At 61.6% G+C, this 3,652-nt stretch carries 3 protein-coding genes; 2 read left to right on the top strand and 1 reads right to left on the bottom strand.

The window, feature by feature from the left end:
* A partial coding sequence (locus DBR24_RS04535) for a cache domain-containing protein (protein ID WP_305888821.1) occupies positions 1 to 1,171 on the bottom strand: 1,171 nt, incomplete at its 3' end.
* Positions 1,172 to 1,428: 257 nt separating this feature from the next.
* On the opposite strand from DBR24_RS04535, the gene DBR24_RS04530 reads away from it, so the two are divergent.
* The gene (locus tag DBR24_RS04530) at positions 1,429 to 2,745 is read left to right on the top strand and encodes a Na+/H+ antiporter family protein (protein ID WP_123462201.1); all 1,317 of its coding nucleotides are present in this window, start codon (positions 1,429 to 1,431) and stop codon (positions 2,743 to 2,745) included.
* 198 nt (positions 2,746 to 2,943) lie between these two features.
* On the top strand, positions 2,944 to 3,652 hold a 709-nt coding region (locus tag DBR24_RS04525), incomplete at its 3' end, for a cache domain-containing protein (protein ID WP_177490427.1).

The raw sequence follows: 3,652 nt of genomic DNA, 5'->3' as shown, positions 1-3,652 counted from the left end.
GGATCGGCTTGGTCACGCTGCGCGCCATCAGCCACACCAGCAGCAGGCCGACCAGCGCGGCCAACACGCCGAGGCTCAGTTCGATCAGGGTGCCCGAGTTGTTGCTCGCATCCAGTTGCTGCTTGAGTGCCTCGGCGCGTTCTACCAGAACCTTTTCCGGCACGTCGAGCAGTACGCCCCACGACGGACCGCCGGGGATCGGCTGGAACGGCGACAGCACTTTCAACTGGCCGTTGCTGTGCAGGCTGCTGACGCTGCTGCTGGTACCGAGTTGACGCAGCAGTTCGGCGCCGCTGACGGTGTCAATGGCATCCAGACGCTGGCTCAGCTTGCTGGCGTCCGGGCTGTAGCCGGCGAGCAGGCCGGTGGGGCTGATGATGCTCACGGCGGTCTGGCCGTCATAGAGCTTTTTGCTCGCGCCCTGGCTGATCGCTTGCAGGCTGTTGAGGTTGATGTCGACCGACAGCGAGGCGATGACTTTGCCGTTGACCATCAGCGGGAAGACGATGCTGGTCATCAGCACGTTCTGGCCGTCGATCACATAAAAGTACGGTTCGATCACGCACGGCTTGAGGGTGGTGCGCGGGCAAGTGAACCAAGCGTTGGCCGCCTGACCGCTGGGGCCGGTGCTGGTGTCGGCCATGTCGCTTTCCGGCAGCGCCATCGAGGTGACTTTGCCCGGGGTCGGCTGCGACCAGTACAGGGCGAAACGGCCCTTGTCGTTGCTGCCCAGTTCAGCCTGGCCGGCAAACAGTTCGTCCTTGCCGTCCAGCGCGTTGGCTTCGAACACCAGCGACAGGCCGAGCAGGTCAGGGTTGGCCTGCAGCGCGGACTTGACCTGACGGGTCATGTCTTCACGCAGGTCGAAGGCATCGAGGAAGCGTTTTTCCGCCTGTTCACGCAGGAACAACACTTGCCGCGAGAATCCGTGGCCGTACTGATAGGCGTCCATGAATTGCTGCCGAATGCCAGCGGCCTGCACTTCGCCTTGGGACTCAATGCGCGCCTGGGCCGATTCGGTAAGCATCTCCATGCTCGACGCTTTCACCAGTTCGGAACTGTGCTCCATGCGGTACAGGGAAAGACCCACCAACAGGGTCACGATACCGGCCAGGCACAGCCCGGCGAGCAGGGTGATTTTCCATTGGATGGAAAGTTGTCTGAGCGACATGGAAACGTCCTTATTCGATAAATATCTGAGACTTTGCACTGTAACGGCCCAGGAACAGCTTTCTTGAGCTTCGAGCCGCAAGCTGCAAGAGAAAAAAACGCAAAAGCTTGCAGCTTGCGACTTGCAGCTTGCCGCTGCTTCATTCACAGTGCGCGCCCTTCTAATAAGACCCTCTTTGCAAATCCGCCGGTGCTCCGTGGGCGGACTCATCCTGTCTGGCGATGTGTTTCCATCGCAGTGTTTTTTGAGGTAGTGAAATGAATGCAGTGATTGCTGCGGTCGGCATCATGCTGATCCTCAGCCTGTCCCGCGTGCACGTAGTGATCGCGTTGATCGTCGGCGCGCTGGTCGGCGGCCTGACCGGTGGTCTGGGCATCGACGCCACGCTCAAGGCGTTCAACAGCGGCCTGGGCGGCGGCGCGACCGTGGCGTTGTCCTACGCCTTGCTCGGCGCTTTCGCCGTGGCGATTGCCAAGTCCGGCCTGGCCCATGCGCTGGCCGACAAGGCGCTGGCGATGGTCGATCGCCAGCATGCGAGCGGGGGCGGCAGTGTCAAATGGCTGCTGATCGGCCTGTTGTGGGTGGTGGCGATTGCCTCGCAGAACATCCTGCCGATCCACATTGCGTTCATTCCGCTGCTGGTACCGCCGCTGCTCTATGTCCTGACCAAGCTGCAACTCGACCGGCGCCTGATCGCCTGTGTCATGACCTTCGGCCTGATCACCCCGTACATGTTCCTGCCGGTGGGCTTCGGCAACATCTTCCTCAATGAAATCCTGCTGGCCAACATTGCCCGCAGCGGCGTCGACATCAGCGGCATCAACGTCACCCACGCGATGGGCATTCCGGCGCTGGGCATGGTGTTCGGGCTGGCGATGGCGTTCATCAGTTACCGCAAGAAGCGCGTGTACGACCTGGCGAAGATCGAGCAGGTCGAGCAGGTGGCGGTGCAGTACAACCCGCTGAGCCTGATGATTGCCGGTGTGGCGATTGCCGCCGCGTTCATCGTGCAGTTGCTGCTGGACTCGATGATTATCGGCGCGCTGGTCGGCTTCCTGATCTTCTCGGTGTCCGGCATCGTCAAGTGGCGCGAGACCGATGACCTCTTCACCGAAGGCATGAAGATGATGGCGATGATCGGCTTCATCATGATTGCCGCGTCCGGTTTCGCTGAAGTGATGAAGGCCACCGGCCAGGTGCAGACCCTGGTCGAATCGTCGGCGTCGTGGATCAATCACAGTAAAGGCATCGGTGCATTGTTGATGCTGCTGGTCGGCTTGCTGGTGACCATGGGCATCGGTTCGTCGTTCTCCACCGTGCCGATTCTGGCGGCGATTTTCGTGCCGCTGTGCGTGCAACTGGGCTTCAGCCCGATCGCCATTGTCTGCATCGTCGGCACCGCCGGGGCCTTGGGCGATGCCGGTTCGCCGGCCTCGGACTCGACGCTGGGCCCGACTTCCGGCCTGAACATCGACGGCCAGCATCACCATATCTGGGACACCGTGGTGCCGACCTTCCTGCACTACAACCTGCCGTTGCTGGCGTTCGGCTGGGTGGCCGCGATGGTCCTCTGAACCTCACCGATCTCCTGTGGGAGCGAGCTTGCTCGCGAAAGCGGTGTATCAGCGACTTAATGGTTGACTGACACGACGCCTTCGCGAGCAAGGTCGCTCTCACAGGGGCGCGGAGTAATCCCTTTGCTCAACTTTTGTGATGGTGTGCCGTTAAAGCCTTTAACCACGCCAATAAAACCAAAAGAGTGAGCTCCCCCCATGCGCTTGAGTCTCAAGGCCAAAGTCCTGTCCCTTGCCGTCCTGCCGGTGCTGCTCTTTGCGCTGGTCATCAGCCTGACCACGTTGTTTATCCTCCAGCAACAGGCTCACACTGAGGTCGAACAGACCCGCGAGCGCCTGCTCGGCGATGCCAAAGCCACGCTGCAAAGTTACGTCGCCGTGGCCATGACCACGATCAAGCCGCTGTACGACGCTGCCGCACCGGGTGACAACGCGGCGCGGGCGCAGGCGATCAAGCTGCTGTCGGGCATCCGCTACGGCAAGGACGGCTACTTCTTCGGCTACGACTCCGAGACCGTGCGCCTGTTCAAGGCCAACGACCCCGAAGGCGTGGGCAAAAGCTTCAAGGACAACCGCGACCCCAATGGCGTTTACGTCAACCGCGGCCTGGTGAGCGTGGCGAAGGACGGCACCCACTATCTGCAATACAGCTCGCCGCTGCCGGGCAACGCCAACGTGCTGGTGCCAAAACTCGGCTACACCGAGTACCTGGCGAAGTGGGACATGGCGGTCGGCACCTCGGTCAACCTCGACGGCATCGAAGCGCAGGTGGCGCTGGTCGAGGCGCAGGTGCAGGAACGCATGCAAGGCGTGGTGCTGAGCATCGTTGGCGTGGCGGTGGTGGTGCTGCTGGTGATTGCCATCGCGGGGATGCTGCTGGCCAATACCATTCTGCGGCCGCTGACCC

It is taken from the genome of Pseudomonas sp. HMWF006 (assembly GCF_003061205.1).
Classification (GTDB): Bacteria; Pseudomonadota; Gammaproteobacteria; order Pseudomonadales; family Pseudomonadaceae; genus Aquipseudomonas; species Aquipseudomonas monsensis.
The sequence above is the reverse complement of the archived record's forward strand: the minus strand, read 5'-3'. Positions and strand labels throughout refer to the sequence as shown.

Coding starts and splice junctions, on each gene's coding strand:
- DBR24_RS04530 (WP_123462201.1), top strand. CDS start 1,429: ATGAATGCAGTGATTGCTGCGGTCGGCATCATGCTGATCCTCAGCCTG.